General features: G+C 65.1%; 16 protein-coding genes. 11 read left to right on the forward strand and 5 right to left on the reverse strand.

Annotated elements, in window-relative coordinates; all coding sequences use genetic code 11:
- Positions 1–2: 2 nt before the first annotated feature.
- The 5 genes from CK220_RS28365 to CK220_RS28390 form a co-directional block, all read right to left on the reverse strand.
- Entirely contained in the window at positions 3–1,586 is a 1,584-nt protein-coding gene (locus tag CK220_RS28365; RefSeq protein WP_095814689.1) for an indolepyruvate oxidoreductase subunit beta family protein, read from the reverse strand.
- The gene (locus CK220_RS28370) at positions 1,579–3,732 is read right to left on the reverse strand and encodes an indolepyruvate ferredoxin oxidoreductase subunit alpha (RefSeq protein ID WP_095814690.1); all 2,154 of its coding nucleotides are present in this window, start codon (positions 3,730–3,732) and stop codon (positions 1,579–1,581) included. Before CK220_RS28370 ends, CK220_RS28365 begins: the two co-directional genes overlap by 8 nt.
- 49 nt (positions 3,733–3,781) lie before the next feature.
- Complete coding sequence (locus tag CK220_RS28375) at positions 3,782–4,264, reverse strand: MarR family transcriptional regulator (RefSeq protein ID WP_095814691.1); 483 nt, start codon at positions 4,262–4,264, stop codon at positions 3,782–3,784.
- Entirely contained in the window at positions 4,264–5,835 is a 1,572-nt protein-coding gene (locus tag CK220_RS28380; protein ID WP_095814692.1) for an NAD(P)/FAD-dependent oxidoreductase, read from the reverse strand. Before CK220_RS28380 ends, CK220_RS28375 begins: the two co-directional genes overlap by 1 nt.
- A gap of 305 nt (positions 5,836–6,140) precedes the next feature.
- Entirely contained in the window at positions 6,141–6,932 is a 792-nt protein-coding gene (locus CK220_RS28390) for a cyclase family protein (RefSeq protein ID WP_095814693.1), read from the reverse strand.
- A 119-nt stretch (positions 6,933–7,051) separates the two neighbouring features.
- Between CK220_RS28390 and CK220_RS28395 the strand changes: the two genes are divergently transcribed.
- The 11 genes from CK220_RS28395 to CK220_RS28445 all read left to right on the forward strand — a co-directional run bounded on the left by CK220_RS28395 (position 7,052) and on the right by CK220_RS28445 (position 19,390).
- Positions 7,052–8,626, forward strand: a complete 1,575-nt coding sequence (locus CK220_RS28395) for an NAD(P)/FAD-dependent oxidoreductase (RefSeq protein ID WP_095814694.1) — start codon at positions 7,052–7,054, stop codon at positions 8,624–8,626.
- A 110-nt stretch (positions 8,627–8,736) separates the two neighbouring features.
- Complete coding sequence (locus CK220_RS28400) at positions 8,737–10,263, forward strand: ABC transporter substrate-binding protein (RefSeq protein WP_095814695.1); 1,527 nt, start codon at positions 8,737–8,739, stop codon at positions 10,261–10,263.
- 198 nt (positions 10,264–10,461) lie between these two features.
- Positions 10,462–11,469 carry an ABC transporter permease gene (locus tag CK220_RS28405; RefSeq protein ID WP_095814696.1) on the forward strand — a complete coding sequence of 336 codons (1,008 nt, stop codon included), beginning with the start codon at positions 10,462–10,464 and terminating at the stop codon, positions 11,467–11,469.
- Positions 11,462–12,310 (forward strand): ABC transporter permease, encoded by an 849-nt coding sequence (locus CK220_RS28410; RefSeq protein ID WP_095814697.1) that lies wholly within the window; start codon positions 11,462–11,464, stop codon positions 12,308–12,310. The genes CK220_RS28405 and CK220_RS28410 overlap by 8 nt, the downstream gene beginning before the upstream one ends.
- An 8-nt stretch (positions 12,311–12,318) precedes the next feature.
- Positions 12,319–13,197, forward strand: a complete 879-nt coding sequence (locus tag CK220_RS28415) for an ABC transporter ATP-binding protein (RefSeq protein ID WP_245429429.1) — start codon at positions 12,319–12,321, stop codon at positions 13,195–13,197.
- On the forward strand, positions 13,190–14,020 hold the full coding sequence (locus tag CK220_RS28420; protein WP_095814699.1) for an ATP-binding cassette domain-containing protein: 831 nt from the start codon (positions 13,190–13,192) through the stop codon (positions 14,018–14,020). The genes CK220_RS28415 and CK220_RS28420 overlap by 8 nt, the downstream gene beginning before the upstream one ends.
- Positions 14,021–14,102: 82 nt before the next feature.
- A complete protein-coding gene (locus CK220_RS28425; RefSeq protein ID WP_245429430.1) occupies positions 14,103–14,702 on the forward strand; it encodes a VOC family protein in 600 nt (199 codons plus the stop codon).
- Positions 14,703–14,900: 198 nt separating this feature from the next.
- Positions 14,901–17,195, forward strand: coding sequence for a bifunctional salicylyl-CoA 5-hydroxylase/oxidoreductase (locus tag CK220_RS28430; protein WP_095814701.1), 2,295 nt, complete (start codon positions 14,901–14,903; stop codon positions 17,193–17,195).
- 169 nt (positions 17,196–17,364) lie between these two features.
- Positions 17,365–18,123: an SDR family NAD(P)-dependent oxidoreductase gene (locus CK220_RS28435; RefSeq protein WP_095814702.1), complete on the forward strand. Its 759-nt coding sequence runs from the start codon at positions 17,365–17,367 to the stop codon at positions 18,121–18,123.
- Positions 18,117–18,581, forward strand: a complete 465-nt coding sequence (locus tag CK220_RS28440; protein WP_095814703.1) for a MarR family transcriptional regulator — start codon at positions 18,117–18,119, stop codon at positions 18,579–18,581. The genes CK220_RS28435 and CK220_RS28440 overlap by 7 nt, the downstream gene beginning before the upstream one ends.
- Entirely contained in the window at positions 18,578–19,390 is an 813-nt protein-coding gene (locus CK220_RS28445) for an enoyl-CoA hydratase family protein (RefSeq protein WP_095814704.1), read from the forward strand. The genes CK220_RS28440 and CK220_RS28445 overlap by 4 nt, the downstream gene beginning before the upstream one ends.
- The last annotated feature ends 58 nt before the right edge of the window (positions 19,391–19,448 follow it).

A 19,448-nucleotide genomic window follows, 5' to 3' on the forward strand; every position in this document is an offset into this window, starting at 1 on the left:
CGTTATCGGGCGGCGTCGTTGAGCGTCGCCACGGTCTTCAGCGCGCCGTCGAGCATGTCGCCCCTTTCGTCCTTGAGCGCTGCTTCGCGCAGGCGGCGGATCCAGTCGGCGGCGTCTTCACGGCCCTTGAGCATCGGGAGCGCCGAGAGCACGCGGTCGAATTTCGATTGTCCACGGGCGTGGGTGTCGCTGTAGCCCTTGATCAGCCGGCGGCAGTTCAGGATCTCCACCCCGAGCGCGTAGTTTTCGCGCGCATGGGCAAGCGCCAGTTGGTACCAGCGCTGCAGATGCTCGACCTCGACCTTGTGGCGCAGCAGGCGGCGGCGCCAGCGGCGCAGGCCGCCGATGAACCACAGCATGGCGAAGCCGGAAAAACTGTCGGTGCGGATGTGGCGGCCGCGATTGATGCGGCGGTCGAGGAAGGCGGCGAGCCTCGGGCGGTTCTCGATGTAACTGCCGATTGCTACCGGCAGCGTGCCGCAGAATTCTTCGATGCGGGGATGGAAATATTCGGTGACCTGCAGGACCAAGCCTTCCCTGACACCGACTTCCTTGCGCACGCGCCTATCGCGGGTCGAACGCGTCTTGAGGTCGGCGACGCGGATCATGTCGTCGTAGCACATGGCGTTGGCCAGATGTTTCGCCGCCGCGACCGACAGCGCATGGCCACGCTCCGCATTGTCCAGCGCGACGGCCTTGTCCAGCCGGTCGAGATATTCGCCGCCATAGGCGATGTCCTGGTAATCGACGACCTTCTTCAGGCCGCGTTCAGCCATGTCGCGCAGCGGTTCCGGTAGCGCCGCGACACGGGCGGCGAGTTCCTGCCAGCCCGTCAGCAGGGTTTCGGGACCACTGACCTTCGCCGTTGATGCGGTGTCGGGAGCAGCAGGCTTCCCGGTCGCCTCATCCCCGGCTATCGCGACCGCGATGCCGCGCGCCCGGTCATAGGCGGTGCCGAAGGCGGCAAGGCTGGCCTTCACGCCACGGCCACCGGCGCCGATCGCCTGCTCGTAGTTGTCGCGCGGGAAGGGCAGCGCGTCGGAACCGGCCAGCGCCCCGAGCAGGCTGGCCGAGATCATCGTGCCGTGCTCGGCGGCGATCTTTTCCATGTCGAAGGCGATGAAGCGCTTCGCCGCCGCCTCGGCCGTCGCATGCACCTTTTCCGACGAGGCGCGGCCGTCGCCCGGCTCGATCTTTTCCGAGACGGCGGCGATACGGTGCGAGGAGGCGATCAGCGTGGTTCGCCCAGGCGAGACGAAACCGCGGATGATGGCGCGGCCGGCTTCCATCAGCTCGGCGGCTATCAATATGTCGACATCGCCCTGCGAGGGCGACAGCGCGAAGACCGGCAGCCGGCCGGTGTCGCGGGCCATCTCGATGTAATAGATCGTCGCCCCCGTGCGCTGGGCGACGCCCGCCACCGAAGTCGATTGCGCAATGTAGCCGCTGCGCTCGGCGACGTCGGTGATCCAATCGGCGAGCACGCCGCCGCCCTGGCCGCCGACGGCAAGCACGGCGAGTTTTATCACCCGCTCGTCATCAGAGGCGCCCGCCTTCGGGCGCAGCGGTGAAGCCTGCTCAAGCATCGGCGAACATCAAACGGCGGCGCTCGCGGCGGCGCTGCAAACGGCCGATCACGGCGCGGCGCGCGCTTTCCAGGAAGCGGTCCCAGCGGCTCGGATTGTGGACGACATCGGCGCGGTAGAAGGAGGGGCAGAGCACGGCCGCATCCGCCACCTCGCCGCAATTGCCGCAGCCGACGCAGTTCTGGTCGATCGAGGCGACCGGATCGTCGCGCAGCGGATCGTCGAGCGACTTCACCGAGAGCGACGGACAGCCGGAGAGCCGCATGCAGGCGTGATCGCCGGTGCAGACGTCCTCGTCGACGCCGAATTTCGGCTTGACCACCCGCTCGCCGCCCTTGACCGCCTTGTCGACCAGCGGCCTCTCGCGGCGCTGGCGGTTCAGCATGCATTCGGACGAGGCGACGATGACCTTCGGCCCCTTCTCCTCGGTGGTCAGCGCCTCGCGCAGCGTGTCGCGCATCTTGCCGACATCATAGGTGCGGTCGATGTGGCGCAGCCATTTGACGCCCATTCCTTTTACCGCTTCGGTGATCGGATGTTTCGTGGACTTGGTGCGGTTCGAGGCTCGCGAGGACAGGATGTCCTGGCCGCCGGTGGCGGCCGAGTAGAAATTGTCGACGATGACGATGACGCCGTCATTCTTGTTGAAGACGGCGTTGCCGATCGAGGAGGTCAGGCCGTTGTGCCAGAAGCCGCCGTCGCCGACGAAGGAGATCGAGCGGCGTTTCGCTTCCGGCGAATTGAAGGCGGAAGCTGAGGCCGGCCCGAGGCCGTAGCCCATGGTGGTGGCGCCGAGCTCGAAGGGCGGCATGATCGAGAACAGGTGACAGCCGATGTCGGAAGCGATGTGGTGCTTGCCAAGCTCCTGCTCGACCAGCTTGGTGGCTGCGAAGATCGGCCGCTCCGGACAGCCGACGCAGAAGCCCGGCGGGCGTCCGGGAACGACATTGATGAGATCGGCCGTGTCGACGCCCTCGCCCAGCTTGTTCGGCGCGCGAACCTCGCCGGGCAGCAGATGCGGAGCATAGGCACGCAGGAAGGAGCCGATACCGTCCAGCATCACCTGCCCGGTATATTCGCCGGCCATCGGCAGATGCTCCTTGCCGACCAGCTTGGTGCCGCGCCCGGCCTTGTGCAGCATCGCGGCCAAGGCCTGCTCGATATAGTTGGGCTGGCCTTCCTCGACGACCAGCACCGCCTGCTTGCCCTCGCAGAAGGAAAGGAACTCGTCATCGATGAGAGGATAGACGGCGTTCAGCACATAGAGCGGCACGTCGGTGTCGCCATAGGTGTCGGCAAGGCCGAGCCGCTGCAGCGCGCGGACGACGGAGTTATACATGCCGCCCTGCATGACGATGCCGATCGAGCCATTGTCCGGGCCGAAGATCTCGTTGATCTTGCGTTCGCGGACGAAGTTCACCGCAGCCGGCCAGCGCTTGGCGACCTTTTCCTTCTCGTGCAGGAAGGAGGCAGGAGGCAGCACGATGCGGCCGGTGTCGCGGCGCGGGGCCGACAGCGCATCGGCAACCGACATTGGCGGCCGCTTGTTGTCCTTGGCGATGAAGTGGCCATGGACGTGGCAGCAGCGGATGCGCACCTGCAGCATGACCGGCGTGTTGGAGGCCTCCGACAGCTCGAAGCCATCCTCGACCGCCTTAACGATCGAGGGCAGGTTCGGGCGCGGATCGAGCAGCCAGACCTGGCTCTTCATGGCGAAGGCATGGCTGCGCTCCTGCATGATGGAGGAGCCCTCGCCATAGTCCTCGCCGACGATGATCAGCGCGCCGCCGGTGACGCCGCCGGACGCGAGGTTCGCCAGCGCATCGGAGGCGACATTGGTGCCCACCGTCGACTTGAAGGTGGCGGCACCGCGGATCGGGTAGTGCACGGATGCGGCCAGCATGGCAGTGGCGGTCGCTTCCGAGGCGCTCGCCTCGAAGTGCACGCCGAGCTCGCCCAGAATGTCCTGCGCGTCGGCGAGCACATCCATCAGATGGCTGATCGGCGCGCCCTGGTAGCCGCCGACATAGCCGACGCCGCATTGCAGCAGCGCCTTGGTGATGGCGAGGATGCCTTCGCCGGAAAATTCCTGGCCGGCCCCCAACCTCAGCTTTTCGACTTCCTTGGCAAAAGACCGTTCGGCCATCTCTGCCTCCTTCCGTTACCGCCATCGGACGGCGGCGCGTACGTCAAACTCAAATGTCGTGCTTGCGGATGTTCTTCAGCATCTTCTGCAGAATCGCGATCAGCGCGGCATATTCGGCATCGTCGACGCCGTCGAACATCGCTTCGAAGGCATCATGCATGGCCGGCCAGGCGCGGGTGAAAAGCGCCCGGCCGTCATCGGTCAGGAACACATGGCGGAAGCGGCTGTCGGCGACGCCCTGCTCGCGCCGCACGAGGCCCTGGCCTTCCAGCGCGTCGAGCGTGCGGCTCAAGGTCGACTGCTCGATCACCGTATAGACCGAGAGGTCATTGACGGTGATGCCGTCGGTGACCGAGAGCACGGCCAGCGTGCGCACCTGCGGAATGGTCAGGCCCTGCTTGCGAAAGTCTTCTCGCAGGGTGGCGTTGTAGCGGCCCATGATGCGGTTCATCAGATAGGGCGCGAATTGCTGCAGGCCGATCTGGCCGAGGGTCGAGATGCGCTGGCGCCTTTCCGGAAGCTTCTGTTCCATCAGAGCCTCCCCGCCAGCAGGAAGCCCGAGCCGCCGCCGAGGCCTGCGCCGGGATGGGTCGAGGCGCCGATGTGATAGAGGCCATTGATACCCGTCTCGTGATTGCGGCTTGCCTTGAACGGTCGCCACAGGAAGGACTGGTCGATGGTGGACGAGCCGCCATAGGGATCGCCGCCGACAAGGTTGATGTTCATCGCGTCCAGATCGGCCGGCGAATAGGCGCGGCGCGCGATGATGGTGTCGCGAAAACCATGGACGTGCTTGGCGAGGATCGCCTCGACGCGGTCGGCATAGGCCTCGCGCAGCCCCTCGTTCCAGCGGCCATCGGCTGGAGTCTCGAGCTTGCCGGCGGCATCGCCCTTGATGTGGCGCGGCGCTTCCGGAAGCTGCAGCCACAGGATTGCCTTGCCCTCCGGACAGCGCGACGGGTCGAGCGCGTGGGGCTGGCCGACGCAGATGGTCGGCACTTCCGGCAAGAGGCCGCGCACCGCCTCGTTGCAGGCTTTCGACACACCATCGAGCCCCGGCGTCAGATGCAGCAGCGCCACCTTGTCGAGACCCTCGCCGCGCCAGGCCGGCGGCTTGTTCAGCGCGTAGTGGATCTGGAAGTTGCCCTTGCCATAGCGGTAGTCACGCATGGCTTTCGCGGCGGTTTCTGGCGCATCGTTGCCGAGCAGGCGGCCATAGAGCTGCGTCGGCGTGACCGAGCAGATGATGCCCTTTGCCGCCGTTAGTGTCTCGCCGGAGGCGAGCCGGACGCCGGTGGCACGGCCGCCGGCCTGGACGATCGAGGCGACATCGGCGTTGACGCGGATTTCGCCGCCGCGCTCCTTGATCAATGCCTCGAAGGCGGCGAGCAGGTTCTTCGCCCCGCCCTTGACGATCGGCGCGCCTGCCGCCTCCAGCGCGAAGGCGATGACCTTGGCGATCTGGCCGGAGAAGGCGTCTTCCGGCCCGAGCCCGGCATGCAGCACCCACGGCGCCCAGAGCGCGCGGACGGTATCGGATTTGTAGGCCGTCTCCAGCCAGCCGCGCGCCGGCACCAGCGCCTCGCCCAGGACGGCGGCAAGCTCGCGCGGACCGCGCCGCCACGCCTCGCCGGCCATGAGCTTCGTCGTCGGATAGGACCAGAGCGTGCCGCCGAGCAGGCCGAAGAGCAGTCCGGCGTTGCGTTCGATGTCGCCGACATCGCCGCCATGGCGGTCGCCGTCGCCGGAGGCAATTGCGTTCAGCGCCGCGATGTTGGCGGTGCGGTCGGTGGTGAGCACGGCATGGCTGCCGTCGGGCCGCAGCACGCCGGTGGGTGTGGTCGTGTAGCAGAATTCAAGCCCGTGCCGCGCAAGGTCCTTGCCGAGCGCGGCATAGGCAGGCGAGGTGATGAACAGCACGAAGGTCGTCGCCATCACGTCATGGACAAAGCCGGGCGCCGTGATCTCGTCGGTGCGCATGCAGCCGCCGATGCGATCGTTGCGCTCGAGCACGAGCACTTTGGCGCCCTTGGCGCCAAGCATCGCCGCGCAGACCAGGGCGTTGATGCCGCTGCCGACGATGATGTGATCGGCAGCGGTCATTGGGGGCGGCTCCGGGGTGACGGGAGGCCAATCGGGCTAAGCCGCGTTCCTTCGCGCCCCCCTCTGTCCTGCCGGACATCTCCCCCACTTGGGGGGAGATTGGCAGTTTCGGCGTCCTGCTCAATCCTGCGACGTCGGAGATTGGCGAAAGCGGAGGTGACGTGCAATCTCCCCCCTTGTGGGGGAGATGTCCGGCAGGACAGAGGGGGGCGCCGTAGAGCACTGACGCTCCAAGACGACCGCCTCGACCTCTCCTTCACTCCACTGCCCGCGCGCATGTCTTCTCCCGAAGACCCCGCCTTGCCCTATTTGCCCGGCACCAACGCCAGCGCGCGGATCGGGCTGCCGGTGCCGTGCTCGATCTTGAGCGGGGCGGCGATCAGGATCGCGCCTTTCGGGGGCAGCTGGTCGAGGTTGCAGAGGCTGGCCAGCCCATAACGATTGGCTTTGTGCATCAGCGTGTGCGCCGGGAATGGCGGCTCCATGCCGCCGGCCTTGCCGGCATCGGTGCCGATCGTCTCCGAGCCCCAGCCCTTGATGTCCTTGCCGATCAGGAACTGAATGGCTTCCGCCGTCGGCCCGGGCGTGTGCGGGCCGGTCTCATTGGCATTGAGGAACTCGGCTTCCGAACCGTTGCGCTTGTACCAGTCGGTGCGCATCACCACCCATTCGCCGGCATTGATGGCGCCATGCTCGGCCTCCCACGCTTTGATGTGGTCGACGGTGAGAAGGAAATCGTGATCGTCGGCGGCCTCCTTCGAGCAGTCGATGACGTTGACCGGGCCGACGAAATTCTGCGCCGGAATGGTGTCGGTGGCGCCATCCGGATAGTCCTTGCCGGTGATCCAGTGCTGCGGCGCGTCGAAATGCGTGCCCGAATGCTCGCCGAGCTTCAGCCAGTTCCAGGCCCACCACGGACCGTTCTTGTCATACTTGGAGATGGGGTGGATCTCGACCTTCGGCGTGTCGACGGCGAGCTCCGGCGGCAGCTTGATCAGCGGCGTGTTGGGCCCGAGCGGCGCCGACAGGTCGACCACCCTGATGGCGCCCGAAAGCAGCTGGCCGGCGACTTCGCCGAGGAGTTTTTGCGTGTCCATTGTCTTCGTTCCCTGTTGTTCCGTGCTCATCAAGGCTCGTTGCGGCCCTTAATATCCTACTAGACGAAAACATATGCATCTGCAATTATCTTTAAGCATAAAGCATTTTGGGGCAGGGCGTGAGCGAGTTCGACGCCATCTTTGTCGGGGCGGGCCACAACAGTCTGGCCTGCGCCGCGCATCTGTCGCTCAAGGGCTGGAAAACCGCGGTTTTCGAGCGCAGCGCAACAATCGGCGGCGCGGTCCGGACCGCGGAATACACGCTTCCCGGGTTCAGGCACGATTTCGGCGCGATGAATCTGAGCCTGTTCGCCGGCTCGGCCTTCCACCGGAAATATGCAAATGAATTGAAAAGTCACGGGCTGGAATTCGCTCAAGTCGCCGATTGTTTCGCCAGCGCCTTCCCGGATGGGAAGTGGTTCGGCGTCAGCAACGATCTCGAAAAGACCGCGGCGCGGCTCGCCGCCTTCTCCGCGGCCGATGTCGCTACATGGCGCCGGCTGGTTGGCGCCTTCCCGGGCGAGGCGGAGCATCTGTTCCGGCTGCTCGGATCGCCGATGAGCCCGCGGGCGCTGGCCGGCACGGCCTGGAACCTGTGGCGCAAGAAAGGCATTGGCGGAGCACTCGAGACCGGCCGGCTGCTTCTCTCCTCACCCCGCGCGTGGCTCGAGGACAATTTCGAGACGCCGCATGTGCAAACCACGCTCGCTGCCTGGGGCATGCATCTCGACTTCGCCCCAGACATCGCTGGCGGCGCCGTGTTCCCCTATCTGGAATCAATGGCCAACCAAAGTTTTGGCATGGTGCTCGGCAAGGGCGGCGCCGACACCATCATCCGCGCGCTTGTCGGCATGGTCAAAGCCGCCGGCGGCAAGGTCATGGCCGGCGCGGAGGTGGCGGAGATCACTGTCGCCGGCGGCCGCGCGACCGGCGTGCGGCTCGCCTCCGGCGATTTCCATGTCGCCAGCAAGGCCGTCATTGCCGGCGTCGCGCCCAAGGCGCTGACTGGCAAGCTGCTGCCGGAGGGATCCGGCGATGCCGGGTTCGACGCCGCGATGAAAAAGTTCCGCCATGCGCCGGGCACAATGATGATCCACCTGGCGCTGGACGATCTGCCGGACTGGAGCGCCGGCGCCGAGCTTCGCCACTTCGCCTATGTGCATTTGGCGCCGTCGCTCGATGCCATGTCGCGGACCTACCAGCAGGCAATGGCGGGCACCTTGCCCGATCAGCCGGTGCTCGTCGTCGGACAGCCGACTGCCGTCGATCCGTCGCGGGCGCCAGAGGGCAAGCACGTGCTCTGGGTCCAGGTGCGCATGCTGCCGGCGGAGATCCTTGGCGATGCCGCCGGCAAGATCGCGCCCGGTTCCTGGGACGCGGTCAAGGACGCCTATGCCGAGCGCGTGCTCGACATCATCGAGAGCTATGCGCCTTGTTTGCGCCAGAAGATCCTCGGCCGCGCGATCTTCTCGCCGCTCGACCTCGAGCGCGAGAATCCGAACCTCGTCGGCGGCGACCAGATTTGCGGCAGCCACCATTTGGCGCAGAATTTTCTGTTCCGTCCGGCGCGCGGCTTCGCGCGCTGGAACACGCCGGTCGGCAATCTCTACCTCACCGGCGCCGCGACATGGCCCGGCGCCGGCACCGGCGCCGGATCCGGCTTCATGCTGGCGCAACAGCTGGGAGGAAATTGAGCCGAAGAAATCCAGGATGGACAAGGCGCGGTTGCCCACCAGACCTTGCGAATGAACAACGCCGCGCGACAATGAAAGTCAAAAACCGACAACCAACAAGGGGAACGACCATGACCATCAACAGACGCGATTTGCTTGGATTTGGCGCGGCAGCGATCGGCGCGGCGACCCTCGGACTGCCGAGGGCGGCCAAGGCGGCGGACGAGCTCACCATCGCCTACAACGTCAACCTGCCATCCTGGGACCCGACGACCGGACCTTCGGCGGTGAACCCGACCATCCAAGGCCTCTACCAGTCGGTGTTCGACCAGTTCATCCCGCAGAAGCCGGACCTCTCTTTCACACCCGGCCTGCTCACCGAATGGGGTTGGAACGACGATCGCACCAAGGTGATGATGACGGTGCGCGACGGCGTGAAATGGCATGACGGCTCGCCCTTCACGGCCGAGGACGTTGTCTGGTCGCTGCAGCGGGCGGGCGACGAGAAGACCGGCAACCCGATCCAGTTCGTCTGGAAGAATGTCGGCAACTTCAAGGTCGACGGCAACAAGATCACCGGCGACGTGATGCAGTTCGACCCGGTCTATTTCAAGTGGATGTCGTTCCTGACCGGCTACATCATGCCGAAGGCCTATTACGAGAAGGTGGGCGCTGAAGGCTTCGAGAAGGCGCCGATCGGCACCGGCCCCTACATGGTCGACAAATTCGAGCGCAACGCTTTCCTGCGGCTGAAGGCCAATCCGAATTACTGGGGCACCAAGCCGGCCTTCGAGAATGTCACGATCAAGTTCGTCACCGACGCGGCGAGCCGCGTCGCCGAGGTCGAGTCCGGCTCCTCGCAGGTGACGCTTGAAATCCCCTATGAAGAATATGACCGGCTGATCGGCAAAGACGGGCTTGCCGGCTCGATCAAGAACGTCTCCGACATCGGCATGATCTTCTTCAACGACATCGAGGCGATGCTCGACAAGAACGTCCGCCAGGCGGCCGTGATGGCGGTGGACAAGGAGCTCTTGGTCAAGCGGCTGCTGCGCGGCTACGGCCAGCCGATCGCCACGCTGGAGACGCCGGAATACACGGCCTACGATGCGTCGATCAAGGTCGAGCACAATCCGAAAAAGGCCAAGGAACTGCTCGCCGCTTCAGGCTATTCGCCGAAGAAGCCGGTCAAGTTCACGATACAGACGACGAAAGGCTTCAAGCCCAAGGACTATGAGATGATCCAGGCGATCGTCGGCATGTGGCGCAAGGTCGGCATCGAGGCCAATATCGAGGTCTACGAGATCGCCAAGCATTACGAGCTGCGCGCCGCCGACAAGCTGGCGCCGGCCGCCTTCTACAATTGGGGCAATGCGATCGGCGATCCGACCACCTCGACCGGCTTTGCCATGTACGGGCCGAGCCCGCATTCGGTGTGGGACAGTCAGGACCTGATCGACATGATCAATCCGCTGTGGGGCGAAAAGGACGAGGCCAAGCGCATCGCCGGCTGGAAGGCCGTCGACAAATACATCGCCGAGCAGGCCTATGTGCTGCCGCTGATGCAGTACGCGCAGCCGATCGTGCATTCGAAGAAAGTCAATGTCGTGCAGCATGTATCCGGCGCGCTGCTGCCGGCGCTGATGACCCCGGCGTGATGACATCTGAGAAGGTGCGCTGGCGCAGCGCACCTTCTCCAACGACGCAGCCCTCTCATCCGGCCGCTTCGCGGCCACCTTCTCCCCAAGGGGAGAAGAGACTGGCGCGAGCGCCGCCAAACTCCTCTCCCCTCGAGGAGAGGTCGGCCGAGCGAAGCGGAGCCGGGTGAGGGGCCGAATGCATTAGGCCCAGCGAGCATGCTGCTGCAAAGATTCTTCGTTCGTCTGGTGACGATGCTGGTCACGCTGTTCGGCGTCGCCGTCGTCGTCTTCGTCGTCATCCGCGTGGCGCCCGGCGACCCGATCGCCATGATGCTGCCGCCCGGCGCCAGCAATGACGACGTCGCGCGTCTGCGCGCGCTCTATGGGCTGGACAAGAGCATCGTGCAGCAGTTCTTCATCTGGCTTGGCGGCGTGTTGCATGGCGATTTCGGCAATTCGATCTCGCTGCGCCAGGATGTGCTCGGCCTGGTCTTCAACCGGCTGCCGGCGACGTTGGAATTGGCCACCGTGGCGCTGCTGATGGCGGTGGCGATCGGCGTCTCCGCAGCGATCCTCGGTGCGCGTTCGCGCGACACGGCGGTCGAAGCCGGCATCGACATCGCCAGCGGCGCGACGCTCTCCATCCCTGATTTCCTGTGGGGCCTGGTGCTGATCCTGTTGTTCGGCGTGCTTGTCCCGGTGTTCGACATTTCCGGCCGAGTGTCGCCGCAACTCGACTTGCCCTTCGTGACCCAATTCTACCTCGTCGAGAGCATACTCAGGCTCCGCTTCGACCTGACCTGGGATTTGCTCAAGCACATGCTGATGCCGGCGATTGCGCTGGCGCTGCCGCTGGCGGCGATCATCGCGCAACTCCTGAAACAGTCGCTGAAGGAAGTGCTCGACCTCGACTATGTCGTGCTGGCGCGGGTCAAAGGCTTTTCCGAAACGCAGGTTATCCTGCGCGAGGCGTTGAAGAACGCGGCGCTGCCGACGCTGACGCTGGTCGGCGTGCAGTTCACCTTCCTCATCGGCGGCACGGTCATCGTCGAGCGGCTGTTCTCCTATGAAGGTCTCGGCAATATGGCGATCGATGCCGTTATCAATCGCGACCTGCCGCTGATCCAGGGCATCGTGCTGGTGTTTGCGCTGCTCTTCGTGCTGATCAACCTTGTTGTCGACATGATGTATGCGCTGCTCAATCCGAGGCTGCGCCATGGATGAGGCGCGCATTTCGCGGCGTGGGCTGAGCCCGCGGCTGTGGCTGGCCGGCGGCTGGCTTTTGCTGGCGCTGCTTGCGGCCATCTTCGCGCCGCTGATCGCGACGCAGGACCCGCTGGCGCAGGATCTGATGCTGGAGCGCCTGCCGCCTTTCTGGCTGGACGGCGCCGAGCCCGGCTATTGGCTCGGCACCGACAGCCTCGGCCGGGATCTCTTGTCGCGGCTGATCTTCGGCGGCCGCATCGCCTTCATCGTCGCCTTCGCCGCAGCATCCGCCGCCTGCCTCATCGGCTCGGCGCTCGGGCTGATCGCCGGCTATTTCGGCGGTTGGGCCGACCGCATCATCTCGCGCGTCGTCGATGTCTGGATGGCCTTCCCACCGGTGCTGTTCGCGATTCTGCTGGTCGCGGTGCTGGGCACGGGCTTGAGCTCGGTCATCATCGCCATCGCCGTCATCGACTGGACACGCTTCTGCCGGGTGATCCGCGCCGAGGCGATGAGCCAGGCGCGCATGGATTATGTCGAGAGCGCGCGCATCGCCGGTTATGGCCGCACCGGCATCATGCTGCGCGAAGTGCTGCCCAATGTGCTGCCTTCCGTGGTGGCGCTCTTGTCGCTTGAGATGGGCATCGCCGTCATCGTCGAGGCGATCCTCTCCTTCGTCAATCTGTCGATCTCGACCGACGATCCGACCTGGGGCGGCATCATCGCGGAGGGCCGTCTGTCGATCCACCAGGCTTGGTGGGTGCTGGTGTTCCCGCTGGCGACCCTGATCCTCACCGTGCTGTCCTTCAGCCAGTTCGGCGAGGGGTTGAAGACGCGATTCGATCCGGTGCTGCGATGAGCGCCAATATGGAACCATGCCTCGAAATCCGCTGCTTGAGCGCCGTGCTGCCAAACGAACGACGGGTGCTGCGCTCGGTGTCGCTCGCCGTGCAGCCGGGGGAAGTTCGCGCGCTGGTCGGCGAAAGCGGCGCCGGCAAGACGATGATCGGCAAGGCGGTGCTTGGCGTGCTGCCGAAAAGCGTGCGCATCGTCGAGGGCGAGATGCTGATCGAGGGCGAGGATCTCGGCCGCCTTGATGCGAAGGCGCGGCGGACGCTGATCGGCGCGCGTACCGCACTGATCCCACAGGACCCGCTCACCGCGCTCAACCCGTCGCGCCGCATCGGCCCGCAAATGACCGACCGGCTGGTGCGCATCCTCGGCTGGAGCGGTGAGAAAGCCGACAAACGTATCCGCCAGTTGCTCGACGAGGTGCAGATCCGCGAGCCCGAACGTGTTCTGAAATGCTATCCGCACGAGCTGTCCGGCGGCATGCGCCAGCGGGTGCTGATCGCGGCTGCCTTCGCCGCCGAACCTCGATTGATCGTCGCCGACGAGCCGACGACGGCGCTCGACGTGACCGTGCAGAAGCAGATCCTGCGGCTCATTGCGCAATTGCAGCGCGATCACGGCACGGCAATCCTGTTCGTCACCCACGATCTCGGCGTCGTTGCCAAGATCAGCCAGAAAGTGTCGGTGCTCTATGCCGGCAAGGTGGTCGAGGAGGCCCAGACCGCCGACCTCTTCGCATCACCGCAGCACCCGTACACGCGGGCGCTGATTGCGGCGACGCCGCGCTATACCGATCCTTACGCATCGCTGAAGCCGGTGGACGAGACTGTGCTGGCCGGGCTCGCGGACGAGATCGCGGCCGCCGACCGGGCGTGGAGGCCAAGCCATGGCTGAGCCGCTGTTTTCGGTGCGCGGGCTGAAGGTGGCGCTGCCCGACATGACGCGCAAGCCGCTGATCGGCCGCACGCCGCTGGCCGAGATCCTCAAAGGGCTGGATTTCGACCTGCCGAAAGGATCGGTGACCGGCATCGTCGGCGAGTCTGGCTCGGGCAAGTCGACGCTCGGCCGCGCGCTGGTGCGGCTGATCGAGCCGAGCGCCGGCTCGATCGGCTTCGAAGGGCGCGACATCAGCCATCTTTCGGAAGCCGAATTGAGGCCGCTGCGCCGCGACCTGCAGATGATCTTTCAGGACCCGATGTCCTCGCTCAACCCGCGGCACACCATCTTCAACATCATCGCAGCACCCTTGAGGCAGAACGGGCTTGGCGACCGGCTGAAGGAGCGCGTTGCGGAAGCCCTGCAGCGTGTCGGCCTGCCGCAGAGTTTTGCCGGCCGCTACCGCCACGAGCTGTCCGGCGGGCAACGCCAGCGCGTCGGCATCGCACGGGCGCTGGCGCTGTCGCCGAAATTCGTGCTGGCCGACGAGATCGTTTCCGGCCTCGACGTCTCGACGCAGGCGCAGATCCTGACCTTGCTGGAAAAGCTGGCGGCCGAGATGGGGCTGACGGTCGCCTTCATCAGCCACGATTTGTCGGTGATCCGGCGGCTCTGCCGGCAAGTCATCGTCATGCGCGAGGGCAGGATCGTCGAGGCCAGCGCCACCGATGCGCTCTTCGATAATCCGAAGGAGGGCTATACGCGCGACCTGCTCGCGGCCATCCCGCTGCCTGAGATCGATGCGAACTGGCTGCAGCCGCCTGCAAAGGTGCCGGCATGAGAAAAGCCAAACCGTCCGCACACCGAACAGCGGGCCTCGGATGTGCATGGGAGCAAAGTCAGCCCGCCAAATGGAGGGTGACATGAAATACGCAACATGCAGTGCGATGCTCGCCACAATCCTGTTCGGCTCAATGGGAATGGCTGCGGCCGACTCGATACCCGGCATGCGCGGGCACGATCATACCGGCGTCACCGTGCCAGATATGAAGCAGGCCGTCGACTTCTTCATCAATGTGGTCGGCTGCAAGAAGGCGATGTCCTTCGGGCCGTTCGCCGACGACAAGGGCACCTTCATGCAGGACCTGCTCGGCGTCGATCCGAAAGCGGTTATCGAGGAGATCACCATGGTGCGCTGCGGCTATGGATCGAACATCGAATTGTTCAAATACACCGCGCCCGACCAGAAGGACCTGACGCCGAAGAATAGCGATATCGGCGGCTTCCATATCGCCTTCTATGTCGATGATGTCGCTGCGGCGAAGGCCTATCTCGACGCGAAGGGCGTGAAGACCAGGCTGGGACCGCTGCCGGTCAAGGAAGGGCCGGCCGCCGGCCAGACCATCCTCTATTTCCAGGCGCCATGGGGGTTGCAGCTCGAGGCGATCAGCTATCCCGATGGCATGGCTTACGAGAAGGGCGCGGAGACGGTGCTGTGGAGCCCAAAGGACCCAAGCAAGTGACATGAGCAGCGATGTGCATCTGCATTGGTTCAACTATGAAACTTCAAGCTTGAAATAATTGCCTGTCGGCGCGATAGTGACTGTCGGGATCGCCGGCCTTGCCGGCGACTCCTGATGCCCTTAGAGCGTTTGACGCAATTCCGGACGGATAACCGCTACGCACTTTTCCTGGAATTGCTCTAGAGGAGATCGCAAGACATGAAGGTTGCGGTTCTCGGCGGCGGCCCAGCCGGACTCTATTTTGCCATCTCGCTCAAGCTCCGCGACGCCGCGCATGATGTGACGGTCTATGAGCGCAACCGTCCCGACGACACGTTCGGCTGGGGCGTGGTGCTGTCGGCCGAAACGCTGGAGAACCTGACCAGGAACGACCCGGTCAGCGCCGTGTGGATCAAGAAGCATTTTGCCTATTGGGACGACATCGCCGTCATCCATGACGGCGTACGCACCGTCTCCACGGGCCACGGCTTCTGCGGCATCGGCCGCAAGCGGCTCTTGATCTTGCTGCAGCGGCGGGCGCGCGAGCTCGGCATCAAGGTGATGTTCGAGACCGAGATTTCCGATCCGAGGCCGTTCATGGAAACGCATGACCTTGTGGTCGCGGCCGACGGGCTGAACTCGAAATCCCGCGCCGCCTTCGCCGACGTCTTCAAGCCCGACATCGACACGCGCAAATGCAAGTTCGTCTGGCTCGGCACCACGCAGAAGTTCGACGACGCGTTCACCTTCATCTTCGAAAAGACCGAGCATGGCTGGGTGTGGGCGCATGCCTACCAGTTCGACAGTGAGACGGCGACCTTCATCGTCGAATGCAGCGAGCAGACATGGGAGCGTTTCGGCTTCGGCGCGATGACGCAGCAGGAATCGATCGCGCTCTGCGAGCGCATCTTCGAAAAGCATCTCGGCAGCCATCCGCTGATGACCAACGCCAACCACATCAGAGGTTCGGCCTGGATCAACTTTCCACGCGTGCTGTGCGAGCGCTGGTCGCACAAGAACCTGGCCCTGATGGGCGATGCCGCGGCATCGGCGCACTTCTCGATCGGCTCCGGCACGAAGCTGGCCCTGGAGAGCGCGGTCGCCCTCGCCGACTATGTCGAGTCCGAGCCGGATCTCGAGGCGGCCTTCCGCAAATACGAGGATGCTCGGCGCACAGAGGTGCTGAAACTGCAGTCGGCGGCGCGCAACTCGCTCGAATGGTTCGAGGAAGTCGAACGTTATCTCGGGTTAGATCCAGTTCAATTCAACTATTCGCTGCTCACCCGCTCGCAGCGCATCAGCCACGAGAACCTTCGCCTGCGCGACGCCGAATGGCTGGCGGGCGCGGAGGAATGGTTCCAGCGCAAGGCTGGCGCCGGCGGCAACATGCTGCGCCGCGCGCCGATGTTCGCGCCATTCAGGCTGCGCGAGATGGCGCTCACGAACCGCATCGTCGTCTCGCCGATGGCCCAGTACAAGGCGATCGACGGCTGCCCGACCGACTGGCATTTCGCCCACTATGCCGAGCGCGCCAAGGGCGGGGCCGGGCTGCTCTATATCGAGATGACCTGCGTCAGCCCCGAGGGACGCATCACGCCCGGCTGCACCGGCTTCTACAAGCCCGAACATGAGGTCGCCTGGAAGCGCCTGGTCGATTTCGTCCATGCCGAGACCGAAGCCAAGATCTGCGCCCAGATCGGCCATTCAGGCCCGAAGGGCTCGACCCGCCTCGGCTGGGAAGGAACCGACGAGCCGCTGCCATCCGGCAACTGGCCGGTGATGGCGCCATCGGCGGTCCCGTGGTCGCCGCAGAATCAGGTGCCGAAGGCGATGGAACGCGCCGACATGGAAGTTGTGCGCGACCAGTTCGTCGCCTCGGCCGAAATGGCCGAGCGCTGCGGCTTCGACATGCTGGAGATCCATGCCGCGCATGGCTACCTGCTCTCCGCCTTCATCACGCCGCTGACCAACCGGCGCACCGACCAGTATGGCGGCTCGCTGGAAAACCGCATGCGCTACCCGCTGGAGATCTTCCACGCGGTGCGCGCCGTGTGGCCGGCGCAAAAGCCGATCTCGGTGCGCATCTCGGCCAATGACTGGGTCGGCATCGAAGGCGTCACGCCGGCCGATGCGGTAGCGATCGCCAAGCTTCTGCATCAAGCCGGCGTCGATCTCTGCGACGTCTCGGCCGGTCAGACCACGATCGCCGCCAAGCCGGTCTACGGCCGCATGTTCCAGACGCCGTTCTCGGACCGCATCCGCAACGAGATCGGCATGGCAACGATGGCGGTTGGCAACATCTACGAGCCGGACCACGCCAATTCGATCCTGATGGCCGGACGCGCCGATCTGGTGGCGCTGGCCAGGCCACATCTTACCGATCCCTATTGGACGCTGCATGCGGCGGTCACCCTCGGCGATCGCGGAGTCAAGTGGCCGGATCCTTATTTGCGTGGGCGCGACCAGATTTACCGCCTGGCCGAACGCGAAGCGGCAGCGGGGCTGAAGGTATGAGCGCTTCATCTTTCCCAGGTGGGCGCTGCCCCTCATCCGCCTGCCGGCACCTTCTCCCCGTGAAGGACGGGGAGAAGGGACGCGCTCCAGCGCCGATGCCCCCCTCTCCCCGTTCTTCACGGGGAGAGGGTAAGGGTGAGGGGCAGCGCCTGACTTGGAGAAACAAGGCATGATCGCCGGCAGACATGCCCTCGTCACCGGCGGCGGCTCCGGCGTCGGCCGTGCAATCGCACTGGCGCTGGCGCAAGCCGGCGTCGAGGTCACCATCTGCGGGCGTCGTGAGGCGGCGCTGAACGAAGTCGCGAGGGAAAACGACCGTGTCTTCGGCATCGCCGCCGATGTCACCGACGAAGCCGACATGACTGCGCTTTACGAGAAGGCCGAAGCGGCGCGCGGTCCCTTCGAGATCGTCGTCGCGAATGCCGGCATGGCTGCCAGTGCGCCGGCGCACAAGACTTCGCTCGCCGACTGGCGGCGCACGCTCGACGTCAACCTCACCGGCGCTTTCGTCACCGTGCAACCGGCGCTGGCCGGCATGCTTTCGCGGAAGACAGGCCGCATCGTATTCATCGCCTCCACTGCCGGGCTGAAAGGCTATGCCTATGTCGCGCCTTACGTCGCGGCCAAGCATGGCGTCGTCGGATTGATGCGGGCCTTGGCCGCCGAGACCGCCAAATCGGGCATGACGGTCAATGCCGTCTGTCCCGGCTTCGTCGAAACCGAGATGCTGGAGGAGTCCGTCCAGCGCATCGCCGAAAAAACGGGGCGCTCGGCGCAGGAAGCAAGGCAGAGCCTGTCGGCCGTCAACCCGCAAGGGCGTTTCATCCGGCCGGACGAAGTCGCCGACGCGGTGCTCTGGCTCTGCAGCGACGCGGCGCGGTCGATCACCGGACAGGCGATCTCGGTCTCGGGAGGCGAGACATGGTAGCGGGACCGACATTCGCCGGCCCGGGCAAGGACAGGCTGCGCCTTTGGATTAGGCTGCTGCGCGCCTCGCGCACGATCGAGGCCGAGTTGCGCGAGCGGCTGAAGAAGGAGTTCGACACCACGCTGCCGCGCTTCGACGTGATGGCGGCGCTCTATCGGTCGCCGGAGGGCATGCTGATGAGCGATCTGTCGCGATTCCTGCTGGTGTCGAACGGCAATATCACCGGCATCGTCGACCGGCTGGTCTCCGAAGGGCTGGTGACGCGGGCGCGCCGCAACGGCGACCGCCGCACCTCGATGGTGCGACTGACCGATGAAGGCGCGAAGTCGTTCGCCGCAATCGCCGCCGCGCATGAGAACTGGGTCGGCGAGTTGCTCGGCAACGTCAGCGAGGACGAGGCGCGGCGGCTGACCGGTATGCTGAAATCGTTCCGCAGCAATTGGGAGGGACGCGAATGAGCGCCATGGCCAAGCTCAAGCCGAAGCACTTCCTCTGGGAAGTCGAAGGCAGGGTGGCAAGAATCCGGCTCGACCGTCCGGAGCGGAAGAACCCGCTGACCTTCGACAGCTATGCCGAGCTGCGCGACATGTTCCGCGATCTCGTCTATGCCGACGATGTCGATGCCGTGGTGTTCCTGCCCAATGGCGGCAATCTCTGCTCGGGCGGCGATGTCCACGACATCATTGGGCCGCTGGTCAAGATGGACATGAAGGCGCTGCTTGCCTTCACGCGCATGACCGGCGACTTCGTCAAGGCGATGCTGAATTGCGGCAAGCCGATCATTTGCGCGGTCGACGGCGTGGCGGTCGGCGCCGGCGCGATCATCGCCATGGCCGCCGACATCCGCATCGCGACGCCGGATGCAAAGACCGCCTTCTTGTTCACCCGTGTCGGCCTCGCCGGCTGCGACATGGGCGCCTGCGCAATCTTGCCCCGCATCATCGGCCAGGGCCGCGCCGCCGAGTTGCTTTACACCGGCCGCACCATGAGCGCGGCCGAAGGCGAGCGCTGGGGCTTCTACAATCGGCTGGTCGATGCGGCGGCGCTCGAGGCCGACGCGCTCGACCTGGCGGCACGCATCGTCTCGGGCCCGACCTTCGCGCATGGCATCACCAAGACGCAGCTCAACCAGGAATGGTCGATGGGTCTCGATCAGGCTATCGAGGCTGAAGCGCAGGCGCAGGCCATCTGCATGCAGAGCGGCGATTTCGAGCGCGCCTACAAGGCGTTCGTCGCCAAGGAAAAGCCGGTGTTCGAGGGGAATTGAGGATGGGTGGATTATTGGAGACGTTGGCGGGACAGCGCCCCCCTCTGGCCTGCCGGAC

It is taken from the genome of Mesorhizobium sp. WSM3860 (assembly GCF_002294995.1).
Taxonomy (GTDB): Bacteria; Pseudomonadota; Alphaproteobacteria; order Rhizobiales; family Rhizobiaceae; genus Mesorhizobium.